General features: G+C 65.9%; 1 protein-coding gene. It reads right to left on the bottom strand.

Going from position 1 to position 2,692, the window contains the following annotated elements; genetic code table 11:
* Positions 1–88: 88 nt before the first annotated feature.
* Positions 89–2,197: a recombinase family protein gene (locus DAT35_RS57850; RefSeq protein WP_108077983.1), complete on the bottom strand. Its 2,109-nt coding sequence runs from the start codon at positions 2,195–2,197 to the stop codon at positions 89–91.
* Positions 2,198–2,692: the final 495 nt, after the last annotated feature.

The following is a 2,692-nucleotide window of genomic DNA, read 5'->3' as shown; positions in this document are numbered from 1 at the left end:
GCTGCTGCGCAGGACGTTCGCGTTGGATGTCTTCACCTGTGCCAGGTGTGGAGGCAGGCGCCGGGTGTTGGCGTACCTGATGGCCTCCTCATAATGCCCCACCTTCCTCCACACTTATTTGAGCAGCTCCGCGTCCGCTGGAGCCATTTCCCTGGGCCTTGGCGGCCCTCAGCCGCTTGAGTGTCGAGCGATCGAGCTTATACCACCGAGGGGTGCCCGGACCGCCGCCCTCGACACATCGCAGCCAGCCCTTCTCGACCCAGGAGCGCACCATTGTATCAGTAACATCCAGCAGTGCGGTGACACCGTGCATTGAATACAGGCCGTCGGCCCGGCGCTCCGGCTGTCGAGGCCGTCCTCGCCGTCGTCCCGCCGGCTGGCGGTGGATGCCGTAGCGCCTGCGCACCCAGCGCACCGCTTGCTTGTCCCAGGCGCGCTTGACTCCGGAGAGCAGCCCCCTTCGGTTCAGCTCAGCCGCTATCTCCCTATCGGTCCTCTTCTGCTCCACCAGTGTGCCAATGAGCTTGATGGTCTCGGGCGAGGTAGCCCTCGTGTAGGAAGGGCGGCGTGCAATGGTCAGGTCGCTGCACGCACCGGTCTGCCATAGCACCTGGATGTGAATCCCGCGCTCCGGGACTTCCACAGGGCTGAGCGCCACCTCTCGCACCAGAATCCGCAGCAGGTTCTTGCGCTCAGCATTCGTCGTGCTCCGTGCGTGCCAGACGTACGACAAGTCCTTGGCCAGTTCGAGCAGGCGTGCTCTGTCCTGGCTCGTGAGTTCCACCATCTCGCGCCGCAGTACCTGCTGGTGCTCGCGCTCGAGCGACTCCAACTCGCCCAGCTTCTCGTTCCACTCACGCTCCAGCGTGCGGGCCACCACGCGGTTGTCCGGGTCCACCGCCTTGTAACGGCGCTCGGCCAGTTGCGCCTCGTAGTGCGCCCGCTCCAGCCGCAGCTTCCACTGACGCTCTACCTCCTGGGCCTGCCGTTCCACCTCCCGGGTGATGGCCAGGCCCAGCTCAATCTCCGGAGGCTGGACTGTCTCCAGAAAGAGTCGGGCGACTGCCTCGTCAATGCCCGCGGCCGACACCGTCCAGCACATGCCCTTGTCGGTGATGCGGCGGCACTCGTAATACGGACGCCCGGACTCCCGGTAGGCCGTCTGCATCCGGTGACCGCACCGGCCACAGAGCACCAGCCCCTGCAACAGAGCGCTCCCCTCGCGAGCAGCACCGCGCTGGTCCGGCTGCTGGTAGCTGGGATGATTGGTAGCGAGCCTCTTCTGGTTGGCTTCGTATTCCTCCCAGCTGATGTAGGCCGGGTGGTGGTTCTTCAGGCATACCTTCCAGGCTTCCCGCGGCAAACGCGTACGGCGCTGGCGCCGCAACTGCCCGTCCACCAGCGCCATGTGCCTCTCATTGCGCCCGAAGACATAGGCACCGGCGTAGGTGGGGTTGTGGAGCATGGAGAGCAACAGGGTGTAGCGCGGTGGCACCGGGTGCAATTGGTGCGTGCCCGGCTCTCGCACGGGCAGCTTCAACCCGTTCTTCATGAAGTAGCGCAGCACGGCGTAGGCGCTGCCCTCCAGGCGAAAGCGCTCAAAAACAAGGCGCACGGCTCGCTGTACCCCTTCGTCGGGGTCGAAGCGAAACCGGCCCGTTTCCTCCTCCCACTCATAGCCCACGGGCGGCGTGATGTGGAGGGCACCACGCCGTGCCTTGGACAGCTTGCCGCCCTGCAAGCGCAAACGCATCCAGTACAACTCGGCTTCGCTCATGGTGCCCTTGAGGCCCAGCAGCAGCCGGTCATTGTAGTCGCGCGGAGTGTAGACGGCCTGCTCATCGACCAGCACCACGTCGGCCAGGCCGCACAAGTCCAGCAGCCGGTGCCAGTCCGCCGAGGAGCGCGCCAGGCGAGAGACTTCCAGCGAGAAGATGGCGCCGACGCGTCCGTGCGCGACATCCTCGGCCATGCGCTGGAAGCCCGCCCGCCAGTCCGCGCTCGTACCGCTCTGGCCCATGTCTTCATCGATTATCTCAATGCGCTCGGGCGGCCAGCCCAACTCCAGAGCACGCTGGCGCAGGGCGTACTGACGGGCCGTGGATTCACGATGCTCATGGACCTGACTGAGCGTGGACTGGCGCAGATACACCACCGCTCGACGCTCCAGATGCGTGGCTCGAACCTTGTCGTTCATCGCCTTCCTCCGCGTCTACGGTTTCGGCGCGCAGCGCCTTGTGCAGCAGGGCGGCCCACGTGCCGAGCAGTTGCTGCCTTGCCGCCACGGGCAGTGCCGACCACGGTGGGCCGGATTTCTGGGGTGGACACGTTGGCATGTGTCAACGTAGGTCCATCGCTGGCCAGGGGCGTGGCTGACGGGCCTTGGGTGCGACCAAGCGCCACCTGCACTGCACTGGCAAGCTCCAGCAGAACGGGGACGGAGAGGCGGACTGCGCGACCATTGATGCTCGGCGGAACGAGGGGTGGGGAGCGGTCCGTCCACTCGAGCGGCAGTCGCATGTACCGGCCAGGAGGGCACTCCACGTCGACGTAGCGCCGACCGTCCTGGCTGCGAATGAACCGGGCGACCGGCAGCATCACTCCTTTGAGGGGATGGACCGGCAGCGTGACGGTCACGCGCTCAAATAATGGTGGCGGACCCGTGGCAGTGTGTCGATGCCGTCCTGACGGC

This window comes from Vitiosangium sp. GDMCC 1.1324 (assembly GCF_003044305.1).
Lineage (GTDB): Bacteria > Myxococcota > Myxococcia > Myxococcales > Myxococcaceae > Archangium.
Note: the sequence above shows the minus strand (reverse complement) of the source record. Positions and strands in the feature narration are given on the sequence as shown.

Coding starts and splice junctions, on each gene's coding strand:
- DAT35_RS57850 (WP_108077983.1), bottom strand. CDS start 2,197: ATGAACGACAAGGTTCGAGCCACGCATCTGGAGCGTCGAGCGGTGGTG.